Here is a 22,433-nt window from a genome sequence, read left to right as displayed (position 1 = left end):
CCGTGGCCGACTTCATCCAGCAGCTCGTGGAGGGGCTCGGCTCCGGCGCGATCTACGCCAGCCTCGCCCTCGCCCTCGTGCTGATCTACCAGTTCACCGGGATCGTGAACTTCGCGCAGGGTGAGCTGGCGATGTTCTCGACGTTCATCGCGTGGTCGTTCGTGCAGGCGGGCGTCCCGTTCTGGCTCGCGCTGATCCTCACCCTCGCGGTGTCGTTCCTCGGCGGCATGGCGATCGAGCGGATCGTGATCCGGCCCGTCGAGGGCGCGCCGGAACTCACCCTCGTCATCGTCACGCTCGGCCTGTTCATCCTGGTCAACGCCGCCGCCGGGTGGATCTGGTCGTTCCTGATCAAGGACTTCCCGAGCCCGTTCCCCGAGAGCGCGCTGCACCTCGGCGGCGTCAGCCTGAACTACTCCACGCTCGGCGTCCTCGGCGTCGTCGCCGCCGTGATGGGCGTCCTGTACGCCCTGTTCCGCTTCACCAAGATCGGGCTCGCGATGCGGGCCGTGGCGAGCAACCCCGCGTCGGCGCGGCTGTCCGGCGTGCGCGTCGGACGCGTCCTCGCGCTCGGCTGGGGGCTCGCCGCGACGGTCGGCGCGGTGTCCGGCGTGCTCGTCGCGCCGGTGCTGTTCCTGGAGCCGAACATGATGGGCGGCGTCCTGGTCTACGCGTTCGCGGCGGCGACGCTCGGCGGGTTCGACAGCCCGCTCGGCGCCGTCGTCGGCGGGCTCGTCGTCGGCGTCGCCGAGACGCTGGCGGGCGCGTACGTCGGCGCGATCGGGTCCGACCTGAAGATCGGCGTCCCGCTCGCGATCATCATCGGCGTCCTGCTGGTCCGGCCGCAGGGCCTCTTCGGACGGGCGGCGGTGGAGCGCGCGTGAACGGCACCCGGACCCCGACCGCCGCTCCGGCGGCGCGCGCGCCCCGCACCCGGCGGGCCGTCCTCAAGCCGCAGGGCGTCCTGCTCGCGGTGCTGCTCGTCGCGGCGTGCGTCGCGCCGTTCCAGCTCGTCCCGTTCCGGGTCTTCCAGCTCACGATGGTGCTCGTCTACGCCATCGCCGTCCTCGGCCTGGACCTGCTCGTCGGACGCACCGGGCAGATCTCGCTCGGCCACGGCGGGTTCTTCGCGATCGGCGCGTACGTCGCCGCCGTGCTGCTGGACCGCTGGGACGTCCCCTATCCGCTGACGCTGCCCGCCGCGCTCGCCGTGACGTTCGTGCTCGGGTTCGCGCTCGGCATCCCGGCGCTGCGGCTGCGCGGCCTGTACCTCGCGCTCGTCACCATGACCATCGCGATCTTCCTCGTGCCGCTGCTCAAGCGGTTCGAGTCGCTGACCGGCGGCTCGATGGGCCTCACCCTGACCAAACCGGACGCCCCCGCGTGGACGGGCCTCGCGCAGGACCAGTGGCTGTACTTCTGCGTCCTGCTCGTCACCGGCGGCGCGACGCTCGCCGTCGCCGGGCTGCTGCGCTCGCGCGTCGGCCGGGCGCTGGCCGCGATCCGCGACAACGAGGCCGCCGCCGAGGTCATGGGCGTCCGGCTGTCCCGGTACAAGACGCTCGCGTTCGCGTGGAGCGCGATGCTCGCCGGGGCCGCGGGCTGCGTCAACACCTGGGTGATCGCGTTCGTCTCGCCGGACTCGTTCACCTCCACCCTGTCGATCATGCTGCTCGCCGGCATCGTCGTCGGCGGCCTCGGCTCGCTGTACGGGCCGCTGCTCGGCGGCGCGTTCGTGTTCTTCATGCCGACGATGTCGCAGGGGATCAACCAGGCCGCGCCGGGCGTCATCTCCGGCCTGCTCATCATCGTGATCATGTACGTCGCCCCGACGGGACTCGCGGGGCTCGCCGGCCGCGCCTCCGCCGCCCGCCTCGCACGGAAGAAGTGAAGACCATGCGCAACCCCACCCGAACCACCGTCCGCTCGGGAGCCGTCGCGCTCTCGGTCCTGCTCGCCGCGGCGGCCTGCGGCCGGAGCGAGTCCGGCGGCCCGACCGCGCAGGGCGCGTGCGCCGGGCAGCAGACGACCGGCATCACCGCGTCCAGCGTCAAGCTCGGCGGGATCTACCCGCTGTCGGGGCCGTCGTCGGCGTACGGCGAGATCCCCAAGGGCGTCAAGGCGTACTTCGACTACGTCAACGCCGAGAAGGGCGGCGTGAACGGCCGCAAGATCGAGTTCACCGTCCGGGACGACGGGTACCAGCCGCCCAAGTCCGTCGAGGAGGCACGCCGCCTGGTCGAGCAGGAGAACGTGTTCGCGCTGTTCCAGACGCTCGGCACCCCCACGTCGGCGGCCGTCATGCAGTACGCGAACCAGCGCAAGGTGCCGCAGGTGTTCGTCTCCAGCGGCGCGTCCATGTGGGGCGCGGACCCCGCCAAGCACCCGTGGACGATCGGCTGGCAGCCCAGCTACCTGTCCGAGGGCGCGCTGTACGGGCAGTACCTCAAGGCCGACAAGCCGAACGCGCGCGTCGCCGTCCTCTACCAGAACGACGACTTCGGCAAGGACCTGCGCGCCGGGTTCACCAAGGCCATCGCGGGCAGCTCGGTGAAGATCGTCGCCGAGCAGACCTACGAGGTCACCGACCCCAGCATCGACCCGCAGATGCGCAACCTCGCCGGGTCCAAGGCGGACGTGTTCCTCGACATCACCACGCCGAAGTTCGGGTCGCAGGCCCTCGCCGCCGACGCGCGCAACACCGGGTGGAACCCGCTGCACATCATCAACAACGTGGCGTCGTCCCCGACCGTCCTCAAGCCGGTCGGGTTCAAGAACGTGCAGAACATCGTCTCGGCCGCGTTCTTCAAGGACCCGTCCGACCCGCAGTGGGCCGATGACGCGGAGATGAAGCAGTACAAGGAGAAGCTGAAGCAGTACGCGCCGGGCCTGGACCCGTCCGTCCCGTACTACACGCAGGGGTGGGCGGCCGCCGCGAGCGTCACCAAGGTGCTCGCCGCGATGAAGTGCCCGACGCGCGAGGGGCTGATGGAGTCCGCGCGGAACCTCAAGGACGTGCCGTCGGAGCTGCTGCTGCCCGGCATCGTCATGAACACCGGGCCGAAGGACTCCTACCCGATCGAGTCGCTGCAGCTCCAGAAGTTCCAGGGCGAGCGCTGGACGCTGTTCGGCAAGGTCATCGACACCCGCGTCGGTCTCTGACCCACCCCCCGAAAGGACCGGTATGACCAGGTTCTCGCGCGCCGCGGCGGCCGTGCTCGCCGCCGTCTCGCTCGGCGCGTTCCTCCCGGCGTCGGCCTCGGCCGCGCCCGCCCACGACCCGGTCGTCGCGACGCGCGGCGGCGTGCTGCGCGGCACGGCCGGGTCCGGCGCCGACGCCTACCTCGGCGTCCCCTACGCCGCGCCGCCGACCGGCGCGCTCCGCTGGCGGCCCCCGCAGGCGGCGGCGCGCTGGACGGGCGTCCGCGCGGCCGACCGGCCCGGGGCCGCGTGCCTCCAGCCCGGCGCGGCCGGGTCGGCGGAGGACTGCCTGTACCTCAACGTCTACACGCCGCCCGGCGCCTCGCGCGGACGGGCGAAGTACCCCGTCATGGTGTACCTGCACGGCGGCGCGTTCGTCACCGGGAAGGGGTCGGCGTACGACCCGACCGAGCTGACGAAGAACGGCGTCATCGTCGTCACCGTCAACTACCGGCTGGGCGCGCTCGGGTTCCTCGCGCACCCGTCGCTCGCGGGCCGGGACGGGTCCGCCGGGAACTACGGGCTGATGGACCAGCAGGCCGCGCTGCGCTGGGTGCGCGACGACATCGCGCGGTTCGGCGGGAAGCCCGGCGACGTGACCGTGTTCGGCGAGTCGGCGGGCGGGCTCAGCGTCCTGTCGCAGCTCGTCTCGCCGGGATCGGCCGGGCTGTTCTCGGCGGCGATCAACCAGAGCGGCGCGTACGGGCTGACGCTCCCGACGCGCGCGGCGGCCGAGCGGCAGGGGGCGTCGTTCGCGACCGCCGCCGGGTGCGCGGACCAGTCGGCGGCGTGCCTGCGGGCGCTGCCCGCCGCGACCGTCCTCGCGCACCAGCAGGGGTCGTACCTGCCGGACGTGGACGGCCGCGTCCTCCCGCGCTCGCTGGACGACGCGCTGCGGCGCGGGGCGTTCCACCGCGTGCCCGTCGTCAACGGCACGACGCACAACGAGTCCAGCTACTTCGTCGCGCTGATGTACGACCTCAGCGGCGGGCGGGCGACGCCGGAGAACTACCTCGCGGGCATCCAGGCGATGGCGTACGTCTCGGCGGACCAGGCCCGGCGCGTCGCCGCGCAGTACCCGCTGAGCAGGTACGGCAGCCCGGCGGAGGCGCTGTCGGCGCTCGGCACCGACGCCGACTTCGCGTGCCCGGCGCTGTCGGTCGACCGGTGGCTGGCGGGACGCGTCCCGACGTACGCGTACGAGTTCAACGACCCGAACCCGCCGGAGCTGTACCTGGCACCGGTGTCCTTCCCCTACGGCGCGGCGCACGCGACCGAACTGCAGTACCTGTTCACCGTCGGCAACGCGGCGTTCCCCGCCGAGCTGTCGCCTGATCAGCAGCGGCTCGCGGCGACCATGCGGCGCGACTGGGCGTCGTTCGCGACCGCGCACCGCGTCGCGGGCTGGCCGCGCTTCACCGCGTCGGGGCAGCGGATGCGCTCGTACGTCCCGCCGGGGTCGAAGCCGATGACCGGGTTCGCCGACGAGCACCGGTGCGGGTTCTGGAGCACCGTCCCCCGGAGCTACTGACGGCGTGTCGGACGCCCCGCGCCGGGTAGGCGCGGGGCGCAACCGACCCGGAGGAGACACCATGACCGAGCGGACGGGCCGCGAGACCGACGCCGAGCTGCGGACCGGCGCGGAGACTCCGGTCGATCCCGAGGACCTGGCGATGGCCGAGGGCCTGGACCCGACGCCGGAGCACGTCGAGGCGCAGCGCCGCCGCATCGAACGGGAGGGCGCGCAGCGGGCCACCGAAGAGACAGCCCCCTGACGCGCGCGCCCGTCAGGGCTTGCGGGCGGCGCCGCTCCACATCGTGGACGGCGTCGCCGCGTCCTCGGGACGGTCGGGCCGCCACTCGGGGGCGCGCACCAGACCGGGCTCGACCAGGTCGAACCCGTCGAAGAACCGGGCGACCCCGGCGCGGTCGCGCAGCCGGACCTTCTGCGCCATCAGCTCGTTCAGGCGGCTCGCCATGCCCGCCATCGCCGACGCCTGGATGTCGCTCGCCGGGTGCGAGACGACGAGGTAGCTGCCGGACGGGACGGCGGCCATCAGCTCCTCGACGATGCCGTACGGGTCGTCCTCGTCCGGGATGTACTGCAGGACGGCGACGAGCATGACCGCGATGGGCCGCTCGAAGTCCAGCACGCGGCGCGCGCCCTCGAGGATCGGCGCGGTGTCGCGCAGGTCGGCGTCCAGATACGCCGTCGCCCCCTGCGGGCCGCTGGTCAGCAGGGCGCGGGCGTGCGCCAGGACGATCGGGTCGTTGTCGGCGTACACGACGCGGCTCTCGGGCGCGACGGCCTGCGCGACCTCGTGTGTGTTGTTCGCGGCCGGAATCCCGGTGCCGATGTCGAGGAACTGCCGGACGCCCTCCCCCTCGGCCAGATGCCTGACGGACCGCGCCAGGAACGCCCGCGTGTTCCGCACCGACGCCACCATGTCCGGCATCGCCTCGATCGCCTGCTGCGCGGCGATCCGGTCGGCGGGGAAGTTGTCCTTGCCGCCGAGCCAGCAGTCCTGCACCCGCGCGATGTGCGCGACGCTCGTATCGAACGCCGGCGCTCCCCCGCTCGCATCCCGAGCCGCCATCGGCCACCCCCTCGCAACAGCCTCCCGCGCAGCCTAACCCCCACACCCCCAAAAGATGAGACAAATCCACATTCTTATGACACCCCGTGCCGCCCGCTCTCCCCGGACGACGGCGACGGCGGCCGGGTCAGGTGACCGAGGAGCGGGCCAGGACCGTGCCGAGGGCGAGGGTCAGGGTCATGAGGGTCAGTTCTGCGCCGGCCCAGGTGGGGAGGGCGGTGGGGTGGCGGGTCAGGACGGCGGGGAGGATGCGGCGGCGGATGTGGTTGCCGGTGCTGGCCAGGGCGATCAGGCAGGCGGTTTTGGCCAGGATCAGGAAGCCATAGCCGGTGGTGAAGAGGTTGTCGAAGAGGCCGTCGGGTTCTAGGCGGAGGTAGGCGATGAGTGCGCCGCTGATGGCCACTGCGGTGATGCAGACGGCGGCCAGTTTCGAGAAGCGGGGTAGGGCCGTGGCCAGGGTGTTTCGGTCGTCGGCGGCCAGGAGGAAGATCGCGCCCAGGCCGCCCACCCACAGGGCCGCCGCCAGGACGTGGGCGGCGATCGACGCGCGGCCCAGGAGCGGCTGTGAGGATTGGGACAGGTGGCCGGTCAGGGGGACGGCTATCAGGCCGACCGCGGCGACGAGCAGGGGAATGGCCGGGAGTGTTCGGCTTGCCGTGTTGAGCAGCGCGTATGTCGCCGCTGCGGCCAGGGTGACGAGTAGGGCACGGCCCGTCGTGACGTGGGTGGCGTAGTCGATGGTCTCGCGGCCCGTCACGCTGTAGCCGAGCGGGGAGATCTCCGCTGCTTGCAGCCAGAGGGCGCAGGCTGTGGCGAGCGTCCAGCAGACGCCGACGCCGGTCGCCGCGCGGCGGGTTCCGGCCGCCAGTGCTTCGTCCGTCCCGGCTAGCAGGATCAACAGCAGCGCCAGACCGGCGGCGGCTACGCCCGCGATGTTGCCGACCAGGCGCGCGGCGGGCAGGACGATCTCGGTGACCGATCTCGTCATCGCCATGCCGGAATGGTCGGGGGTCTCGGTCGCGCTGATTCCCAGCGCCAGGCCGCCGAAGGCGACGAGCGTCGCGGCGGCGACGGTCAGCGCCCGGCCCGTCATCGCGCCTCCCGGCGGCCCGACGCCCGCACGGCGGCCAGCGCGGCGCAGCCGAGCAGCGCCAGGCCGGCGAGCCAGAGCCAGGCGGGCCGTCCGCCGAGCCCGCCGGTGGACGGCCGGGCCGGTTCCGCCATCGCCGCCATCGGCGTTCCGCCGCCGGGCCGGGTGAGCGTCACGGTGATCGCGCCCGTCGTCGGATGGCCGTCCGCCGACACGATCCGGTACCCGAGCGTGTACGTCCCGGCAGGCCCGAGCGCGCCGACCGTCGCGCTGATCGTGTCGCCGTAGACCTTGACGCCGGTGACCTCCCAGCGCGTCATGCCCGGCCCGGTGACGGTGATCGCGTCGTATTCGTCGGATTCCTGGACGGGTTCGGCGAACGTGAACATGACCCGGCCCGGCGCGGTCGCGAGCCGCGCCCCGGCGGGCGGATCGGTGGCGACCAGCCTGTTGTGGGCCAGGGCGGGCCGCTGCCCGGCCAGCAGCACGAACGCCGCCAGCCCGGCGCAGCCCGCCGCCCGCGCGATCCCCCGCATCAGTCCCCGGCGGCGCGCCGCCGGCCCCGGAGCGCCCCGAAGCCGATCCCGACGACGCCGACCGCGATGCCGACACCGCCGAGCCAGCGCGCGGTGGTGTCGGTATTCGACATCTTCGTTTCGGTCGGCGCGGTTTTCTGTTCGGGCGCGGCCAGGGCCAGCGTCGGGGCCGGATTCTCGGGTTCGGCGCCGTCCGGGCCGACCGGCTGGTTCCATTCGGTCTTCGATCCGTCGCTGTAGGTCTGGACGGCCGAGAAGACGAGCTTGTCGGTGTTGGTCGGCAGCTTCGTCATGAACTGGAAGCTCTGGAAATTGTCGACCGGCGTGCCCTTTCCGCGTTCGGCCGTCCACACGATCGAACGGACGGCCTTCGTCACGGTGATCTTCTCCATGCGCACCGGGCGGTCGAGCGTGACGGTCTCGACTTCGACGTTCCAGCCGGGCACCGGCTCAGGCGTCACATTGGGCAGCGGCGTGTCCGCCGGAACGTCGAGTTCGAGCTTCACCATGCTCGCCTTCTCGGACTCGTTCGGCGCGCGGAGCGCCAGTTGGGCGTACTCGCCCCTCACCGCGGGCTGCGCGCTGGAAATGGTGACGTGCGCGGACGCGACCCCGCCGAGCAGCGCCGAAGCGACCGCCGCACCCGCGACCACCGTGCCGGAACGCCGAAGCGCCGGGCTGATTTCGACCATGTCTGGCTCCGTCCTCGACGGGGAAAGGGCCGTGCCGGCGCCGGTCCAGCACCGGCACGGCCCACGGGTCAGCGCTTGAGGTAGGCGACCATGATTCCCATCGCGTCGTCGACGCCGGTGGGGTGGTAATAGGTCGCGTGGATTCGGGCCGTATCCCCGACGTCCCATTGATCCATCGGCGTACACGGACTGAAGTCCGACACCGATCCCATATAGGCGTCCAGACTCGTGCCCGGATGGCCGTCGGTGGTCACGGTGTTCGCCTTCACGGGATGGCCGGGAGTGCCGGGTCCGGGACCGCTCGGCGCCGACGTGGATCCAGGCGCGTATCCGGCGACGGAGACGCACGAGAACTTCTTCTTGGTGACGTTCTCCAGCGACACGGCGATGGAGTGGTCGTGCGCGTGGCCGCCGACGCCCACCAGCGTCCCGCCGCGCAGCACGGGCGTGCTCCACTCCAGGTCGCTGTACCCGGCGGGGATCTTCTTCTCCGAGTCCGAGCACTGGTCGATGTCCAGCCAGACCGGGTCGACCGGAGTCGCCTTGCGCACCCAGGTGAACGTGAATTTGAATTCGACGTCCATCGGTTGCTGCGTGTAGTTCATCAGGTGGTAGATGAGCCCCCACCTGTCGCCCTTGTTGACGCGGTAGCCGTAGGTTCCGGCCGTGTTCAACTGGGCGATGGTCCGTTCGTTCCCGGCGGCGAAGAATCGTTCGTTCCCGCCGTTGAGCAGCCCGAGCCAGTTGATGGGCTTGAAGCCGCCCCAGGCCGGGCACGTCGCGTCCTGGCGGTTGAGGTTCATGAGGACGACGTGGTGCAGCATCCCGCCGTTGTTCATGTTGACGCTGGTGTCGGTGCCCTTCTTCACCAGGTCCGGCAGGATTCCCGTGATGTAGCAGTCGTCGCAGGGCTTGGGAATCGACATGGGAATGCAGCTCACCTTGTACGGCGACACCGGTCCCCAGGTGCTGAGCAGCGGATTGCAGCCGCCGTCGAGCGCGATCTGGTTGTCGAGTTCGCCCGCCGGCATCGCGCCGTGGTCCGGCATCGCGGCGGACGCCATCGGGTCCTCCATCGACGGCGCGGCCGGAATGGTCATCGGACCCCAGCGCACGGTCGTGACGTTCTGGCCCGGCGCGGGTTTCCAGACGGGCGGTTCGTAGGACGGCTGCGCCGAGGCGACGCCCGGCGCGAGCGCCGCCAGGAGCGCGAGAACGGCGAGGAACACCGCGGCCGACACGCGCGGTCCGAGTCGCAAGGGAATCATCCTTTCGCGAGGGCGCGGGACCGGGCGGGCTCCCGCGTTCGCCTCGGTTCGCCTTCGGGGGTGAGGGCAATTTAGGCGGGCGCGGACGGGCGCGTTAGCAAGCCCGGCCAACTGTCTGAGACAGCTACTCAGACGGTTTCGTCTAGCCGTGCCGGGCGAAGTGTGTTAGCGCGCGCCGCCGAGCCGCGCGAGTTCACCGCGGAACGGCCCCGACGCCTCCAGCCGGCTCAGCACGCCGACCGCGCCCAGCAGCGTCCACCAGACGCGGGCAAACCGCGCCGGGACGCCGAACCCGCGCAGGCCCCGCACGTCGACGGCGCGCACCGCCCGGCGCAGCCGCCGGTCGCTGAACGCGAACTCGTCGTCGCGCAGGAACGCGAAGACGTCCCGGACGACCCGCTGCGCGGCCGCGGGATCGGCGTCCGGCGCGAGGAACCGCCGGGCGCGCAGCGCGTCCGTCCACGCGCCGGGCGCGTCCCCGGCCAGCGCCGCCAGCAGTTCCGCCAGGTCGCGGCGCAGATCCGGCGGGACGGGCGCGCAGGCCCCGAAGTCCAGGACGCCGAGTCGGCCGTCCGGCAGCAGCCGCGCGTTGCCCGGACTCGGGTCGCCGTGCATCAGCCCGCACCGGCCGGGTCCGGCGAAACCGAACCGGAGCATCAGCAGGCCCGCCCGGTCGCGGTCGGCGCGCTCCCCCGCCGCGATGAGCCGCGTCACCGGCGTCCCGGCGACCCATTCGCCGACGAGCACGTCCCCGGCCTGCGCGACGACGGCGGGCACGACGAAGTCGGGATCGCCGTCGAACGCGGCGGCGAACGCCCGCTGGTTGCGCGCCTCCCGCGCGTAGTCGAGTTCTTCGCCGATCTGCTCGCTGATGGTTTCGACGACTTCCCAGCCCTCGGCCCGTCCGATCAGCGCGGACGCGAGCCGCCACAGCCGCGCGAGCTGCGCGAGGTCGCGCCGGAACAGGCGGCGCGCGCTCGGATACTGCACCTTGACCGCGACCCGCCGCCCGTCCCACCACACCGCGCGGTGGACCTGCCCGGCCGACGCCGCGACCGGACGACGGTCGTCGAACTCGCGGAACAGCGTCCGCCAGTCGTCCCCCAGTCCACGCGCGAGGACCTGATGCACGACGGACGGCAGCATGGACGGCGCGGACTCCTGCAACCGCGCCAGCGCGACCCGGTACGGACCGGCCAGATCAGGCGGCAGCGCCTGCCCGAGGACGCGAAGCTGCTCCGCCCCCTTGAGCGCGCAGCCCCTGAGCTGGCCGAGCACCTCGAACATGTGCTGCGCGGTGCGCTCGCGGACGTCCGCCGGTAGCGAGAAGACGTCGTCGCGCACGGGAACTCCTCACCGGAGGAACGAGTTGACACTGCAGTCGCGCGCCACGACATCCGGTGGAATGTAGGGTTTTCGGGGTGCGCGGTCAATGGCCGCATCGTGGGGGAACGGACGGCGTGCGCAAACAGACGATCGTGGACGAGATCGCCGACCGCCTGGCGCTGCGGATCGCGTCCGGCGTCCACGCCCCGGGCGAGCTGATGCCGTCCATCCGCCGCATCGCGGACGAGTTCGGCGTCAACCGCGCCACCGCGCAGCTCATCCTCGGGCGGCTGGAGGCGGCCGGGTTCGTCAGCGCCCGGCGCGGGCTCGGCTTCACCGTCCGCGACGTGCGGCTGTACGGCGGGCTCGACACGCACCGGCACCTGTTCCGCTTCGCGCGCGACCTGCCCGACACCGCGGCGGGGATCTTCCAGGACGTCGTGGAGCTCCACCAGGACCTGTTCCTGCGCACCGTCCGCACGATCGCCGCCGACCCCCGGCGCTACGACCCGGCGGCCGCGCGGCGCGCCGCGGCCCGGCTGGAGCTGCTGGCCGCGACGGACGATCCCGATCTGGCCGAACTCTTCGAGGCGGAACTGAACGTCCTGCGCGCAGTCGTGGCCGCAGTCGGCCAGACGGCGCACCTGGCCGTCCTCAACTCCCTCGCGGAGACGCTGGCCGAGGTGCCCGAGGCCGTCGAGGCGTTCTTCGCCGCCGAGCCGCGGACGCACGCGTCGGCCTGGCTCGCCATGCTCCGCGCCTGGGAGGCGAACGAGCCGCCGACCGAGCCCGAACTCGCCCTGTTCGGGGACCTCGCGGCGCTGCACCACCGGCGGGCGGTCGAGCGGTTCCGGCGGCTCGTCGGCGCGGCGTCCGACCTGACGCGCCACGCCGGAACCGCCTGAACCGCGCCCGTATACCTTCTACGCGTTCCGCGGGCCGCGCCCGCTGGCGCCGCGAATACGCGGACTACACCGCCGACTTCACGGACTACCTGCGCGGCCTGCGCGCCTGAGCGGTCATTCTTTCCGCCGTTGTCTTGTCCGTGGACGCGCATGTTCGCGTTCGTTTCTGCGATCGGTTCATTGTCCGGGGGCGGTGCCGGCCCGACCATGAGTCCCGCAACCGACATGCCGTCCGTCAGGAGACCCCGTGCGCCTGTTCCCCCTCGCGGCGACCGCCGCGCTCGCCACCGCGACGCTGTTCGGAGCCGGGACCGCCGCGCGGGCGGACGGGCCGGCTCCCGTCGTCTTCGTCCACGGTTACTCGGGAAGTGCCAAGAACTGGACCACCGCCCGGACTGTTTTTGAGAACGCCGGATATCCTTCCGACCGGCTTTTCGCCTACGAGTACAACTCCTACGGCGACAACACCAAGAACGCCCAGGGACTGGCCTCCTACGTCGCGCAGGTGAAGGCCGGGACCGGCGCGGCGAAGGTCGACATCGTCAACCACTCGATGGGCGGCCTCGTCAGCCTCTACTACCTCAAGGCGCTGGGCGGGACCTCCGACGTCGCGCATCTCGCGTCGCTCGCCGGGGCAAACCACGGGACCTACGCGGCCGTCAACTGCCTCTGGTATCTGACGTGCCGCCAGATGTACCCGGGCTCGGCCTTCATCTCCAAAATCACCGCCGGTGACGAGACGCCCGGGAACACGTCCTACGCGACCTGGTACTCGTCCTGCGACGGCGTGATCTATCCCTACACCAGCACGGTCCTGGACGGCGCGCGCAACACGAAGGTCGCCTGCGAGAAGCACGGCGGCTATCTCAGCGACACCGCCGTGCTCAAGCAGGTCGCGGACTTCCTGCGCTCCTGAGCCGGACCCACCGAAAGGACAACAGAATGCTCAGCAAGCGCGGAATTCTCGGCGCGCTGGCGGGCGGCGCGGTCGCCGTCGGCTGCCTGACCGCTCCGGCCCACGCCGCCGGTTTCGAGAAGGGCCCGGACCCGACGACGGCGAGCGTGACGGCCGACCGCGGTTCCTACGACATCGCCCAGGTCGACGTCCCCAAGGGCAGCGGAACCGGATTCGCGGACGGGACGATCTACTATCCGAAGTCCACCGCCGACGGCACGTTCGGCGCGGTCGCGGTCATTCCCGGATTCCTTGAGCCCAAGTCGGCGATCGACTGGTACGGCCCGCGCCTGGCCTCCCAGGGATTCGTCGTCATGACGCTCGACACGACCTCGGTCTTCGACACCCCCGACTCGCGCGGCGGCCAGCTTCTCGCGGCGCTCGACTACCTGACGTCCAAGAGCACCGTGAAGGACCGGATCGACCCGAACCGCCTCGCGGTCGTCGGCCATTCGATGGGCGGCGGCGGCACGCTCAGCGCCGCCGCGAACCGGCCGAACCTGAAGGCGGCGGTCGCCCTCGCCCCCTGGCACGTCTCGGCCCCGCTGACCTCGGTCAAGACCCCGACGATGATCTTCGGCTCGGACAACGACTTCATCGCCCCCGACGGCACCTTCGCCAAGCCGTTCTACGACGGAATCTCCAACGCCCCCGAAAAGGCGTACGTCCGCCTCAAGAACGCGGGCCACATGGCTTACGTCTTCCCGGACAAGCGCATCGCCGAATACACCCTCTCCTGGCTGAAGCGCTACGTCGACGACGACACCCGCTACACCCAGTTCCTCTGCCCCGGCCCGACGAACGAGTCCACCATCGCGGCCTACAAATCCACCTGCCCGATGTAACGAAAGCCAAATGAGCGGGCCGCGCGGACGATCCCGCGCGGCCCGCTCTCTTCGTACTACAGGATGCTGCGGCCGATGATTTCCTTCATGATTTCCGTGGTGCCGCCGAAAATCTTCGGTGTGTGAGGTCCTGTTGCTAAGGGAAGCATGAAACCGCAGGTCAGAGGCCATGATCGCGTTAGACGTTGGAGTCTAGTGGAGTCCCCTGGAGGACCCTGGATCACCGTCCGTCTAGCGGATGATCTAGCGAAGGTGATCTTCCGGCCGCTCCTGCGGGGACCTTAAGAAGGAGCAGCACATGGCGTACGTCATCGAGCGCGAGAGCGCCAGCGGTGACGCTCGGTACACCGGGATGTACAAGGCCGCGAACGGAAAGTACCTGTCCGCGGGCACCTTCACCACCCACGAACGAGCCATCGAGGTAGCCGAGCAGGCCGAAGCCCACGCCCGGGGCCTCACCACCGAGACCTCGCCCGCCAAGAAGGCGGTGACCACCATCAGCGCGTTCTGCAAGACGAGGTTTCCACACCAGCTCCCCATCGGCCCAGACACCAAGCAGAGCTACCACTACACGCTCAAAAACCACATCCTCCCCTACATTGGGCATTTGCGAATCATGGAGGTGGAGCGCGAAACGTTCCATCGACTGCTGACCGAAGTTCTTCCCGGCGAGGAAGGCGGCCAGCAGTCCATCACCACGATTCGCGCCGCCCGCAAGGTTCTGTCGTCGATGTGCCAACAAGCACTAGATGAGGGGTATCGGAAGAACAACCCCATCCGGACCATCCGCCTTGAGCAAGTTCCAACAAAGCTCATCTTGGTCGCGAACCATGAACAGTGGGAGCGCCTGGAAGCGGGCCTCACCTATGGCCCCTCCAAGTTCTATGCGCGCCTGAACGTCACATCCTGGGCACGGCAGTGCGAGATGCGAACCTTCAGGCCCTGCGATTTCGACTTCAAGGAAGGGACGCTGAGCGTTACCCGCTCGGCGGTGTATCTGAGTTCAAAATTCCACCCGTCCGGAAAGCCGGGATGGCTCGTCAAGCCGTACCCCAAGAGCGGCGACCACCGACGCTTCGGTCTTTCCAAGCGCATGTGCACTTGGGCACAAGAGCACATCGAGGAGTACGACATCCCAGACGACGGGTTGATGTTCCCGAACTGGATGTTCGCCTACCGCCAGCCCGCCAGCGTTGAACTCGCTCTGCGAGACGTCCCGAAGGGCCCGCCGATCGTCACTCCCCGCGGCCTGGTGTACGAGCATGGGACGCAAGGAGCGTACTACACGGCAAAATGCCGATGCCTGCACTGCAAGGCGTTTGCGGCGAAGTATCAGCGCGAGTGGCGACGCAAGAAGCTAGGGCAGCAAGTGGAAGCGCCGAGCCGGAACTACACCTGGCACAACAATGACCCGATGGCTTTTCTGGGCCGTGACATCTGGGGACGTCACTGGTCGACCGCTCGGAAGGCTGCGGGGCTTCCGGAGGAGTTCACTGCTTACAACGCGAGGCACACCGGGATCAGTTGGGGTATCGCCAAGGGGGTCGATCTCCAGAAGGTGCGGCAGCGTGCCGGGCACGGGAGTTTGGAGGTCACCTCCCGGTACGCCGCCATCCTGAACGAGAAGGACAAGTCGCTCGCTGAGTCACTGGAAGAGATCTTCGACGACTTCGACGACGTGGCTGCGTAGTCAGCTTGTGCAGCTCTCGATGAACTCTGCGATGTCTGCCCTGCGGAAGCGCAGCTGGCGGCCGAGACGAATGACCTTGATCTTCCCGGCTTCGACTTGGTCGTAGAGCCACGACTTCTTGATGCGCAGGATCGCGCAGACGTCGTCGGCGTCGAGCAGAGCAAGGTCTTCATGCAATGCCCCGGGCAGGGCGGCCTCGATGGGTTCAGCGCTCATGGGCTGCTGCCTGCCCGGGGCGAGTTGCTAAGTACACGCGGCACTAGTTGCTACTCGGGCGAGCCTTACCCGCGGGTGCCGAAGACTTGGGCTTCGGCGGCGGGGCCTCCGCTACACGCAACGGCAGCTCGTACTGCTCCTTGTTCCACTCAGCCAGCTGGTCGAGCTTGATCTTGTCGGCCAGCTCCTTGTTCGTGACGAACTCCCCCGCCTTGTCCAGGTTGGGGAGCTGGCTCTGGGTCACCGTGTCCTGCGTGGTAGCCAGCTCCGGGATCGGCTTGTCGCTCTGCCCGGTCCACCCGACGTAGGCCGGGTCATCGGGCTTGACGGGCTTGTCGTCAGCCATGGCTCACCTCACGCGTCCGTGACGTCGATGGTCTTGGTATCCGTGAACGGCTTACCGGCGACGGTGGCGGTGACGGTGACGTTCTTGGTCCCAGCGTCGGCGTAGTCGTTGTCGACCGTCCACGGCCCCAGACCGGTACCGGTGGCGTCCTTCTTCGTTCCGTCGAAGTCGACCTCGACCTTGGTGACGTCGCCCGCCTGGGCGTTGCTGACGATGGCCGACGCAGTGACCTTCAGCTTGTCGTTGTTCAGCGTCAGCTTGACGGACGGAGTGGGCGGCGAGGGTGCAAGGTCAACGGTCTTGGTGTCGGTGACTGCCTTCCCGGCGACGGTGGCGGTGGCGACCACGGTCTTCTTGCCGCCGTCGGTGAAGCTGTGACTGCCGGTCCACGGGCCCAGGCCGCTGCCGGTCGCTGTCACCGGAGTTCCGGCGAAGTCCAGGACAACCTTGGTGACGTCGCCCGCTTCGGCGTCGGTGATGGTGACCGAGGCGTCTACCTTCAGCCCGTTGGGCGTCAGCGTCAGTGCGGCCTTGGGGGCGGGCTTGGGCGGCTCGGGGATCGGGCGGTTGGTCGGGTCGCCCGCCGAGAAGAACCGGTAGCGGCGGTACTCCTGACCGCCGGCGACGATGACCAGGTCCTGGTAGCCCTCGACTGTCATCGCGGGCGTGGTGAAGGTGACCAGGGTGTCGGACTGGACCTTCAGGTCGGTGGCAGCAACCTTGCCAAACCGGATCTCGGTGACGCCGGTCAGGCCAGTGCCCTCCATGATGCCGGGCTGACCACCCTTGAGATCCAGATGGTTCAGACCCGATGCGCCTGCCACCGAGATGGAGGCGATGACGGGGATGTCGGTCTGCGGGATCGCCACGCGCTCGAAGATCGAGTCGCCTGGGAACTTATCGCAGGTGATGCGCACGATGGCCGGGGTCTGGACGTCCTTGGCCCACGCCTCGTCGAAGTTCAGCGCGGTGCCGGCGTTGGGAACCTGGGCGTTGTCCAGCTCGGTGTCGACGGTGACGGCCTTGGCCGGGCTGGTGCCCAGAACGGTGAAGGTGACCTTGGCCGGGTACGGGACGCCGGTGACGCGCAGCGAGGCGGTGCGGCGGTACTTGTCGGAGCGGTCGACGACGTTGTTCGGCACGGTCTCGACGGCGACCTTCATGGGGTCGATCCAGACCGGGGCCGCGGCGGTGCGCTTGGACGTGGCGGCCTCGCCGATCACGTCCCACTCCCCCGCACGCTTGAACACGTGCTCGGCCGAGCCGGTCTTGCGGTCGGCCTCGATGGTGTCGAGCGTGATGGTGACAGCATCAGACCCGTCACCGGGCCTGATGGTCACTTCGTCGTCGGCCATGCGCCGGTCGGCGATGGCGTGGATGGTGTGGTTGCGGGCTCCGAGCGCGCCGTTGGGGATGACGACCAGGCGGAAGCCGTCCTTGGGCGGCGGGTAGCCCAGCTGCTGGAGCGTGTTGCCGGTGAAGCTGCGCATCACTTACCGCCCTCGGCGCCGTCGTCCAGCAGCTCGGGGATACCGTCGGCGCGGAGCTGCTCGGTGGCGCGGGTCATACCGCCGATCTCGCGCTCGTCGCCGACACCACCGTTGAGGACGGCGAACGGGTCCTTGGCGGTGACGGGGTAGACGACCTCGTTCTCCACGGCGGGCGCGGAGGCTGCCAGCGGTGCCAGGTCGGGTGCGAACACCGGGGCCGAGTAGCCGATGGCGTCCTTGATCCCGCCCTTGACCGGGATCGGTGCTGCCTCCAGGTAGGTGAACTCGATCTCGTTGGACGCCCCGTAGGCCGTCTCGATCTTGATCTTGGCCTTCTTGGAGTACGGCGTGGCCGACGGGTCGGCTTCCCAGTCGGTGGGCGTGTAGTCCTTGTCGCGCGGGACCTTGATCGCCACCGACACACCGGAGATGCGGCGGAAGGCTGCATACCCTTCGTCGGCCTGGTCGGTGTTGCCGTCGGTGGAGCGCAGCTCGATGCCGTCCACGGTGACCTTGCGGATCTGGGAGAAGTCCTTGCCGCGCACTTCCAGCCACGTGCCGCCTGACGGATTGGCGGTGGCGGGGAACAGCACCTTGATCTTCGGTGCACCCGGGTGGCCGATCAGCTCGTCCGGCTTGCCCTTGGGGTGGAGGAACAGGTTGTTGAGGTACTGGGTGCCGTCGAACTGGCCGTTGATGACGCCCCAGTCGCCGTACAACGCGTCCACGTCGGGCTGGCGGCCGTCCTCGATCACCTGGCCGGGCCTGCGGGTCAGCTCGGGCACCCCAATCTGGCTGCCGTCCTTGTCGGCCTTCTGCGCGGTCCAGCTCGCGTACTCGGGGTCGTTGATCCCCACGTACGGGGACACCCCACCGGCGCCCCCGGAGCTGGAGCCGCCTGCGTCACCGGTTCCGGGGGCCGCTGCGACGGCGTCGGGGTTGGCTTCGGCGGGCTTGGCCTTGTTGGCGTCGCGGTCGTCGGGCGTCTCGTCGGTCAGGTCCGAGAGCTTGTCGGCAGGCTGGACAGGCTGGGACGGGCTGTCGGCCGGAGTGGCGGTCTTGTTGACCTTGGTGTCGGTGGGCGCGGACTTGCCGTCGGTGGTGGGGTCGCCCTTGCCGGGCGCGGTCGACGTGGTGTCATCCGTCGTCGGTGAGGTATTGCTGGTCTTCGGCACGGGTTCTCCCAATGGGGAAATCAGGATCGGTGAGAGGGTTGTATGCGTACAACTCCCGGTCACCCGGCCCGTCGTCGTCGAACTCTTCTTCGGGCGGGTCCTTGAATCCGAATGCCTTGATCCAGGCGGCGTCGTCAGGCGTTGTCACAGCAATCCTCTTTTCTTCTTCACACATCGTCCCTCAAGCTCGTCCGCAACAGCAACAATGACATTGGCTGCCGATTGGGCGTCCTTGATGGATTCGTGGGTTTCGGAGCGACGGTAGGCGTCAAATGCCGTCAGTACCTCGGTTCCGACCTGGTCAACCCATCCGAGGATCTCTGAGGTCGCCATCTTCGACAGCCGCCGGCGGGCCTTGTCGTAGGTGGCTTCAGGGGTGCGACGAATACGCCACCTAAGAATCGGCACGGTCTCCCCAGATGCTGGTCAGTCCGAGAATCTCCAGCAACTGCCATTCGATGTCCAGGTCACCGTTCGCGTAGTCGGCAATCCTTCTTTGAGCGTCGATGATTTGGTACGCCTTCTGTTCAGGACTTAGGGAAGACAATGCGGGTCCTTCCGTCGTGGCCGTGGATCTTCTCCACCGATTCCAGGGTGTCGCGGTGAATGGTGGAGGGGTCTTCTCCTCGCCAGCGCAGCGCCACGGTGCCGTCGGGCCACTTGACGCCGTCAGCGACGATCCCCTCCCCGCTGACGCCGGTGACGTCGTCGTGGCGGACCAGATGGAAGGGGCGGGCGAAGGCAGGGTGGTCGCGGTCGATGATGCGCTTGCGGACGTAGTCGCGCCGCAGCTCGTCCCAGTTGAACTCCTCGCACACCGCGCACTGGCTGATGGAGTCGCCGTTGTAGATGGAGGTGACCCAGTAGTGTTCGCCGGGCCCACAGGTTTTGGCGGGGCAGGTGGCGGTCATCATCGCCTCGACGGCGTCATTCATGGGCCGGTTCCTTGGTGAAGTGGGGCAGCAGCGCCCCGTCGCGGTCGAACATCTCGGCCTGGTGTGCGTCGATGGCGCGGGTGAGGGCGGCGTCCTCGTCCAGCGGGGTCTTCCAGTAGCCGAAGACCAGCCCGCGGCCCCGCCAGCGCACGATGATCGAGCGCCCGGCGCGGAAGGGGTAGTCGACCTCCCACGAGGGGGCGCGGTGGATTAGCGGCGCCTGGTCTGACAGCGGGCAGGTGTGGAAGAAGAGGCGTCCGGCGCCTCGGGTGCGGGGCATCAGCTGCGCCGGGTGTCGGCGATGCGCTGGAGGTAGGCCAGCGCGGCGGTCAGCAGGGCCTGGACCAGGCCGATCAGCAGCAGTCGCCAGTCGTCCAGCCCAAGACCGTCAGGCGAGATGATCGCGGCGGCTGGTGTGGTGACGGCCGCGGCGGCGATGGTTCCCTGAAGGACGGTGCGCCCGGCGCGGCTACCGGCGTCGCTGCTGGCCTTGACAGGGGCGGGCTCGTCGTCGGCCTGCTCGGCGGGGTTCGCCTCGTCATCGGGAACTTCGTCGTCCTCGACCGGTGACGCCGGGGTCCGGTGGGCGGGGTCGGTGTCGAACACCGGGTAATCAGGCCCCAGCTCGGGGTCGCCGTCTTCGGCGGTGCCGTCGTAGAAGGGCGCGGTCTCGTCGAACTCGGCCACTTCGCCACGCTCCTCAGCCAGGCAGTTCAGGGCGGTCATGTCCATGTCACTTGTCCCAGTAGAAGATCTTGACGGTGCGGCCGGTGAGCTTTCCGGTGCGGCCGAACAGGACGACCTGGGCGCGCAGGCGCATGCCCTTGGACACCGAGCCGATCGGTCCGTAGGTCTCGAAGTGGCGGCCGGAGGTGGTGGTGAACTCCTGGATCGGGTAGGTCTTGGAGACCTTCATGTCCTTCTTGGGGTTCACCTCGATCAGGCGCAACTGGCCCTCGGTGCCCTTGGGAACGTCCTCGATGGTGATGCCGACCGTGGACATGAAGTACGCCGGGCCGGACATGATGGTCGGGTAGTTCCCGTCGCCGTGCTGCTTGTGCTTGTCGCTGTATTCCTTGTCCCACCAGATCGTGGTCCACTTGTCGGCGGCCAGTTCCTGGCTCTTGAGCCCGCCGAGCGAGATGTACTTGGGCATGTCGTCCTCTCCGATAACGACGCTTGAGGAGTCGTCAGCACTGCCGGTCGCCTTGAACGGATATCCGTAGCCGTAGATCCGAGACGACGATCGGGACACGGATTTCTTGTAAACTCCGTCGCCCGCGTAATATGCACCATTCAGTGATCCACTGGTGTTTCCGCCGATCGTCACGACGTAGGTCGGATGTACCTCAACGACCAATTCGACGTGTGTTCCACCACCGGGCCCATAGAAGATCATCGCGCCGACCTTCGGGGTTCTGCCGAAGCGGCCCTTGCGCTTGAACCAGGAGACGGCTGCTGCACATGCGGCGGTCCACGGGTAGTCGACGTTGGGTGTGTAGCCCGCTTCTTTGAACCAGATGCTCTGGGCGATCTGGCACCAGGCCACCCCGTTCCATCCGAATGCCTCGCCCAGCGGGGTCCGGTTACTTCCCGGGGGCTTCTCACGCATTCCGATGTCGCGAGCAGCACGGCGAATCACTGCCATTGAGGTGGCGTTCGCCCATCCCACTGTCGAGCTGTCGGTGGTGCTCGGCATGTGCACCACTCCCTTTCAGCCGACGGTTCGTATTCCTTCCTCGAACCTGTCAGCCGCAGCGAAAGGGGTGACAATCACAGTTACTAGCAGCAGTCGCAGCCCGTGTAGGCGCAGTCGTTGCCCCGGTATTCTTCGTTGTCTTCTCGCTCCCATTCGGGAGTGTTTGGTGGAACAGCGAATGCTTCGGAGTATTCAGCGGCGGCCGGTGACTCGACCGGCACGACCGGCTCTATGGGCCCGCCGACGGGCACGCCCTGGGGGACGTAGTCCTCGTTGATTTCGGTGCGCCTGTGGCGGCCCGCCGTCTGGAGTCGCGCGAGCTTGGCTTCGGCTTCCTGCGCGCGATGCTTGGCCTGGCGCACGCTCAACGGCTCAAAGGAGCCGGGCGGCCAGAGGATCTCTTCGAGAACTGCGCGCAGCTTGGTGCAGGTAGGGCACATGGATTCCTCCGTGTCGGGTCCGTGCGCCCTACGCTTCCAACGCGCCGAGTGGCGGTGGCAATGGGAGTTACTAGAAGTCGCCGCGGCCGTAGTCGTAGTTGTTCAGCACGCGGTTGATGAACCGGCCGGGGCTGTTGGTGGAGCGGAACTCGTTCCAGACCTGCTCGCTCACCCCGTAGTACTCCCATGGTGTCCCGTCGCGAAAGCGCACCCGCAGCGTCTCGGTTTCCTCGTCGTAACCGGCCGCCACCGTGCGGGGCCGTGGCGGGTTGATCGAGCGGGTCGGCCGGTAGGGCAGCAGCAGCGAGTCGTCGCCGCGCCGGGCCATGGTGAAGGCCAGCTCTGTCTCGGCGTCGTGGCGCAACTGGTCGGCGACCTTGTGTGCGGCGACACGTCGCTCCCCTACATCGTCGTAGACGTCGTAGGGGTCGTGGAAGTCGCTGCGCTGGGTGCGCGGGCTGAAGTTGCGTGCTTGCCGGCGGTTGCGCGAGCGGCCACCCCGCCGGGCCATTACAGGCCCCGGGTCTGCTTGCGCCGGGCGGAGGCGACCTGTCGGGCCTGGCGCGGCGTCTGCCGGATGCGGTTGGGGTTGGCCAGCTGGCGGATCTGCTCGGTGGCGTCGGCGGAGGTGGCGCGCTGGTAGTCGGCGCGGACCTGCTCGACGCTGGCGGCCTTGCGTGAGTCGCTGGCGGGGCCGCGGGCTGCGCGGGCGTGGCCGCCGGTGCGGGGTGGCTTACGGGCGGCCGTCATCGCCGTCACCTCCCGGCAGCTCGTCGACCACCTCAATGCTGGCCAGGTACTGCTTGCGCTGAGCTTCGTTGAGGTGGTCCAGGGGCGGGAGCTGGTCGCGGCGGATCAGCTGGCCGGGGAACTCGTAGTCGTGCGGGGGCTGCGGCGAGCCCGACTGCACGGTCCAGTCCGAGGGAGGCCGCGGCCCGGCTTCGTCGCGGGTGACCTCGCACTGGCAGGTGGGGGCGTGAAAAGACCGCCCGGCGATGTGCTGACAGCATTCGGTGTGCATGATCAT

At 69.3% G+C, this 22,433-nt stretch carries 29 protein-coding genes; 9 read left to right on the top strand and 20 right to left on the bottom strand.

From position 1 onward, the window contains the following. The first annotated feature begins 2 nt into the window (after positions 1-2). The 5 genes from G339_RS0103745 (at position 3) to G339_RS0103725 (ending at position 4,976) form a co-directional block, all read left to right on the top strand. Positions 3-884: a branched-chain amino acid ABC transporter permease gene (locus G339_RS0103745; protein WP_019629739.1), complete on the top strand. Its 882-nt coding sequence runs from the start codon at positions 3-5 to the stop codon at positions 882-884. Further along, entirely contained in the window at positions 881-1,891 is a 1,011-nt protein-coding gene (locus G339_RS0103740; RefSeq protein WP_019629738.1) for a branched-chain amino acid ABC transporter permease, read from the top strand. The genes G339_RS0103745 and G339_RS0103740 overlap by 4 nt, the downstream gene beginning before the upstream one ends. 5 nt (positions 1,892-1,896) lie before the next feature. Further along, positions 1,897-3,162, top strand: coding sequence for an ABC transporter substrate-binding protein (locus G339_RS0103735; protein WP_051107771.1), 1,266 nt, complete (start codon positions 1,897-1,899; stop codon positions 3,160-3,162). A 22-nt stretch (positions 3,163-3,184) separates the two neighbouring features. Beyond that, positions 3,185-4,732 (top strand): carboxylesterase/lipase family protein, encoded by a 1,548-nt coding sequence (locus tag G339_RS0103730; protein WP_019629736.1) that lies wholly within the window; start codon positions 3,185-3,187, stop codon positions 4,730-4,732. Positions 4,733-4,793: 61 nt separating this feature from the next. Further along, the gene (locus G339_RS0103725; protein ID WP_019629735.1) at positions 4,794-4,976 is read left to right on the top strand and encodes a hypothetical protein; all 183 of its coding nucleotides are present in this window, start codon (positions 4,794-4,796) and stop codon (positions 4,974-4,976) included. Between the two features lie 12 nt (positions 4,977-4,988). Here G339_RS0103725 and G339_RS0103720 read toward each other — a convergent pair whose 3' ends face one another. The 6 genes from G339_RS0103720 to G339_RS32460 form a co-directional block, all read right to left on the bottom strand. Continuing rightward, positions 4,989-5,798 (bottom strand): SAM-dependent methyltransferase, encoded by an 810-nt coding sequence (locus G339_RS0103720; RefSeq protein ID WP_019629734.1) that lies wholly within the window; start codon positions 5,796-5,798, stop codon positions 4,989-4,991. A 127-nt stretch (positions 5,799-5,925) separates the two neighbouring features. Then, on the bottom strand, positions 5,926-6,891 hold the full coding sequence (locus tag G339_RS32470; protein WP_019629733.1) for a copper resistance D family protein: 966 nt from the start codon (positions 6,889-6,891) through the stop codon (positions 5,926-5,928). Continuing rightward, positions 6,888-7,424: a copper resistance CopC family protein gene (locus G339_RS32465; protein ID WP_019629732.1), complete on the bottom strand. Its 537-nt coding sequence runs from the start codon at positions 7,422-7,424 to the stop codon at positions 6,888-6,890. Before G339_RS32465 ends, G339_RS32470 begins: the two co-directional genes overlap by 4 nt. Further along, positions 7,424-8,116 carry a YcnI family copper-binding membrane protein gene (locus G339_RS0103705; protein ID WP_019629731.1) on the bottom strand — a complete coding sequence of 231 codons (693 nt, stop codon included), beginning with the start codon at positions 8,114-8,116 and terminating at the stop codon, positions 7,424-7,426. Before G339_RS0103705 ends, G339_RS32465 begins: the two co-directional genes overlap by 1 nt. A 68-nt stretch (positions 8,117-8,184) precedes the next feature. After that, a complete protein-coding gene (locus G339_RS0103700; protein ID WP_157407313.1) occupies positions 8,185-9,375 on the bottom strand; it encodes a hypothetical protein in 1,191 nt (396 codons plus the stop codon). Between the two features lie 174 nt (positions 9,376-9,549). Then, positions 9,550-10,728, bottom strand: coding sequence for an ABC1 kinase family protein (locus G339_RS32460; RefSeq protein ID WP_019629729.1), 1,179 nt, complete (start codon positions 10,726-10,728; stop codon positions 9,550-9,552). Between the two features lie 116 nt (positions 10,729-10,844). Between G339_RS32460 and G339_RS0103690 the strand changes: the two genes are divergently transcribed. The 4 genes from G339_RS0103690 (at position 10,845) to G339_RS0103675 (ending at position 15,105) form a co-directional block, all read left to right on the top strand. Beyond that, positions 10,845-11,615 (top strand): winged helix-turn-helix domain-containing protein, encoded by a 771-nt coding sequence (locus G339_RS0103690; protein WP_019629728.1) that lies wholly within the window; start codon positions 10,845-10,847, stop codon positions 11,613-11,615. A gap of 247 nt (positions 11,616-11,862) precedes the next feature. Continuing rightward, entirely contained in the window at positions 11,863-12,531 is a 669-nt protein-coding gene (locus G339_RS0103685; protein WP_019629727.1) for an esterase/lipase family protein, read from the top strand. A 26-nt stretch (positions 12,532-12,557) separates the two neighbouring features. Continuing rightward, a complete protein-coding gene (locus G339_RS0103680) occupies positions 12,558-13,415 on the top strand; it encodes a dienelactone hydrolase family protein (RefSeq protein WP_019629726.1) in 858 nt (285 codons plus the stop codon). A gap of 298 nt (positions 13,416-13,713) precedes the next feature. Beyond that, entirely contained in the window at positions 13,714-15,105 is a 1,392-nt protein-coding gene (locus G339_RS0103675) for a tyrosine-type recombinase/integrase (protein WP_019629725.1), read from the top strand. Here G339_RS0103675 and G339_RS0103670 read toward each other — a convergent pair whose 3' ends face one another. The 14 genes from G339_RS0103670 to G339_RS0103615 form a co-directional block, all read right to left on the bottom strand. Beyond that, positions 15,106-15,321, bottom strand: coding sequence for a helix-turn-helix domain-containing protein (locus G339_RS0103670; protein WP_019629724.1), 216 nt, complete (start codon positions 15,319-15,321; stop codon positions 15,106-15,108). 43 nt (positions 15,322-15,364) lie between these two features. Next, entirely contained in the window at positions 15,365-15,667 is a 303-nt protein-coding gene (locus tag G339_RS0103665; RefSeq protein WP_019629723.1) for a hypothetical protein, read from the bottom strand. Between the two features lie 8 nt (positions 15,668-15,675). Further along, entirely contained in the window at positions 15,676-17,157 is a 1,482-nt protein-coding gene (locus G339_RS0103660; RefSeq protein WP_026341099.1) for a hypothetical protein, read from the bottom strand. After that, positions 17,157-18,332: an IPT/TIG domain-containing protein gene (locus G339_RS0103655; RefSeq protein WP_019629722.1), complete on the bottom strand. Its 1,176-nt coding sequence runs from the start codon at positions 18,330-18,332 to the stop codon at positions 17,157-17,159. Before G339_RS0103655 ends, G339_RS0103660 begins: the two co-directional genes overlap by 1 nt. Further along, the gene (locus G339_RS38510; RefSeq protein ID WP_157407312.1) at positions 18,295-18,480 is read right to left on the bottom strand and encodes a hypothetical protein; all 186 of its coding nucleotides are present in this window, start codon (positions 18,478-18,480) and stop codon (positions 18,295-18,297) included. Before G339_RS38510 ends, G339_RS0103655 begins: the two co-directional genes overlap by 38 nt. Further along, positions 18,477-18,740: a hypothetical protein gene (locus G339_RS38505; RefSeq protein WP_157407311.1), complete on the bottom strand. Its 264-nt coding sequence runs from the start codon at positions 18,738-18,740 to the stop codon at positions 18,477-18,479. Before G339_RS38505 ends, G339_RS38510 begins: the two co-directional genes overlap by 4 nt. A gap of 119 nt (positions 18,741-18,859) precedes the next feature. After that, complete coding sequence (locus G339_RS39680; RefSeq protein ID WP_019629721.1) at positions 18,860-19,267, bottom strand: hypothetical protein; 408 nt, start codon at positions 19,265-19,267, stop codon at positions 18,860-18,862. Then, positions 19,260-19,547: a hypothetical protein gene (locus G339_RS0103645; protein ID WP_019629720.1), complete on the bottom strand. Its 288-nt coding sequence runs from the start codon at positions 19,545-19,547 to the stop codon at positions 19,260-19,262. Before G339_RS0103645 ends, G339_RS39680 begins: the two co-directional genes overlap by 8 nt. Next, on the bottom strand, positions 19,547-19,999 hold the full coding sequence (locus tag G339_RS0103640; RefSeq protein ID WP_019629719.1) for a hypothetical protein: 453 nt from the start codon (positions 19,997-19,999) through the stop codon (positions 19,547-19,549). The genes G339_RS0103645 and G339_RS0103640 overlap by 1 nt, the downstream gene beginning before the upstream one ends. Position 20,000: 1 nt before the next feature. Then, complete coding sequence (locus G339_RS38500) at positions 20,001-20,966, bottom strand: CHAP domain-containing protein (RefSeq protein WP_157407310.1); 966 nt, start codon at positions 20,964-20,966, stop codon at positions 20,001-20,003. Between the two features lie 83 nt (positions 20,967-21,049). Next, a complete protein-coding gene (locus G339_RS0103630; protein ID WP_019629717.1) occupies positions 21,050-21,406 on the bottom strand; it encodes a hypothetical protein in 357 nt (118 codons plus the stop codon). A 70-nt stretch (positions 21,407-21,476) separates the two neighbouring features. Beyond that, positions 21,477-21,917 (bottom strand): KTSC domain-containing protein, encoded by a 441-nt coding sequence (locus G339_RS0103625; protein WP_157407309.1) that lies wholly within the window; start codon positions 21,915-21,917, stop codon positions 21,477-21,479. After that, positions 21,917-22,156, bottom strand: coding sequence for a hypothetical protein (locus tag G339_RS0103620; protein WP_019629715.1), 240 nt, complete (start codon positions 22,154-22,156; stop codon positions 21,917-21,919). The genes G339_RS0103625 and G339_RS0103620 overlap by 1 nt, the downstream gene beginning before the upstream one ends. Further along, positions 22,140-22,427, bottom strand: coding sequence for a hypothetical protein (locus tag G339_RS0103615; RefSeq protein ID WP_169514706.1), 288 nt, complete (start codon positions 22,425-22,427; stop codon positions 22,140-22,142). Before G339_RS0103615 ends, G339_RS0103620 begins: the two co-directional genes overlap by 17 nt. Positions 22,428-22,433 lie beyond the last annotated feature (6 nt).

The organism is Actinomadura atramentaria DSM 43919, from assembly GCF_000381885.1.
GTDB classification, from domain to species: domain Bacteria; phylum Actinomycetota; class Actinomycetes; order Streptosporangiales; family Streptosporangiaceae; genus Spirillospora; species Spirillospora atramentaria.
Note: the sequence above shows the minus strand (reverse complement) of the source record. Positions and strands in the feature narration are given on the sequence as shown.

Bases quoted from the DNA above. Each gene is read 5' to 3' on its own strand.
- G339_RS0103735 (WP_051107771.1), top strand. From the start codon at position 1,897: ATGCGCAACCCCACCCGAACCACCGTCCGCTCGGGAGCCGTCGCGCTC.
- G339_RS0103730 (WP_019629736.1), top strand. From the start codon at position 3,185: ATGACCAGGTTCTCGCGCGCCGCGGCGGCCGTGCTCGCCGCCGTCTCG.
- G339_RS0103725 (WP_019629735.1), top strand. From the start codon at position 4,794: ATGACCGAGCGGACGGGCCGCGAGACCGACGCCGAGCTGCGGACCGGC.
- G339_RS0103720 (WP_019629734.1), bottom strand. From the start codon at position 5,798: ATGGCGGCTCGGGATGCGAGCGGGGGAGCGCCGGCGTTCGATACGAGC.
- G339_RS32470 (WP_019629733.1), bottom strand. From the start codon at position 6,891: ATGACGGGCCGGGCGCTGACCGTCGCCGCCGCGACGCTCGTCGCCTTC.
- G339_RS32465 (WP_019629732.1), bottom strand. From the start codon at position 7,424: ATGCGGGGGATCGCGCGGGCGGCGGGCTGCGCCGGGCTGGCGGCGTTC.
- G339_RS0103705 (WP_019629731.1), bottom strand. From the start codon at position 8,116: ATGGTCGAAATCAGCCCGGCGCTTCGGCGTTCCGGCACGGTGGTCGCG.
- G339_RS0103680 (WP_019629726.1), top strand. From the start codon at position 12,558: ATGCTCAGCAAGCGCGGAATTCTCGGCGCGCTGGCGGGCGGCGCGGTC.
- G339_RS0103675 (WP_019629725.1), top strand. From the start codon at position 13,714: ATGGCGTACGTCATCGAGCGCGAGAGCGCCAGCGGTGACGCTCGGTAC.
- G339_RS0103670 (WP_019629724.1), bottom strand. From the start codon at position 15,321: ATGAGCGCTGAACCCATCGAGGCCGCCCTGCCCGGGGCATTGCATGAA.
- G339_RS0103665 (WP_019629723.1), bottom strand. From the start codon at position 15,667: ATGGCTGACGACAAGCCCGTCAAGCCCGATGACCCGGCCTACGTCGGG.
- G339_RS0103660 (WP_026341099.1), bottom strand. From the start codon at position 17,157: ATGCGCAGCTTCACCGGCAACACGCTCCAGCAGCTGGGCTACCCGCCG.
- G339_RS39680 (WP_019629721.1), bottom strand. From the start codon at position 19,267: ATGAATGACGCCGTCGAGGCGATGATGACCGCCACCTGCCCCGCCAAA.
- G339_RS0103645 (WP_019629720.1), bottom strand. From the start codon at position 19,547: ATGCCCCGCACCCGAGGCGCCGGACGCCTCTTCTTCCACACCTGCCCG.
- G339_RS0103640 (WP_019629719.1), bottom strand. From the start codon at position 19,999: ATGGACATGACCGCCCTGAACTGCCTGGCTGAGGAGCGTGGCGAAGTG.
- G339_RS38500 (WP_157407310.1), bottom strand. From the start codon at position 20,966: ATGCCGAGCACCACCGACAGCTCGACAGTGGGATGGGCGAACGCCACC.
- G339_RS0103630 (WP_019629717.1), bottom strand. From the start codon at position 21,406: ATGTGCCCTACCTGCACCAAGCTGCGCGCAGTTCTCGAAGAGATCCTC.
- G339_RS0103625 (WP_157407309.1), bottom strand. From the start codon at position 21,917: ATGGCCCGGCGGGGTGGCCGCTCGCGCAACCGCCGGCAAGCACGCAAC.
- G339_RS0103620 (WP_019629715.1), bottom strand. From the start codon at position 22,156: ATGACGGCCGCCCGTAAGCCACCCCGCACCGGCGGCCACGCCCGCGCA.
- G339_RS0103615 (WP_169514706.1), bottom strand. From the start codon at position 22,427: ATGCACACCGAATGCTGTCAGCACATCGCCGGGCGGTCTTTTCACGCC.